Genomic DNA, 333 nt, shown 5'->3' on the forward strand with positions numbered 1-333 from the left:
CCCGTCATGCCGGACTTGATCCGGCATCCAGCGCGATCAAGTCCTTGATCGCGAAAGACTCTTTCACGGCGCCGACGCGCCGTGGCTGGATTCCGGCGCGGGGGCCGGAATGACGGAGGACATGGCTCCGTCATTCCGGGCATGACCCTGTCAACAAGCTGGGGGGCGCAGTGCGCCCCCTACCCTTCGGCGAACTCCAGGTAGGTTTCCGGGCTGTCGGTCTCGATCTCCACCACCCAGATGTCGGAATCGAACTTCGCCTCGCGGGCGAGCGCCTCGTTGATCTCGGGTTCGGGGACGCGGGCCTTGCGGAGCTCGAACAGGCGGGAGTCG

At 66.1% G+C, this 333-nt stretch carries 1 protein-coding gene; it reads right to left on the reverse strand.

All coding sequences use genetic code 11. The annotated features are described in order from the left end of the window. Nucleotides 1-179 precede the first annotated feature (179 nt). Complete coding sequence (locus tag LL06_RS27510) at nt 180-323, reverse strand: DUF1491 family protein (RefSeq protein WP_280114136.1); 144 nt, start codon at nt 321-323, stop codon at nt 180-182. Between the last annotated feature and the right edge of the window lie 10 nt (nt 324-333).

Origin of the sequence: Hoeflea sp. BAL378 (genome assembly GCF_000759435.1) — a bacterium.
GTDB lineage: Bacteria > Pseudomonadota > Alphaproteobacteria > Rhizobiales > Rhizobiaceae > Hoeflea.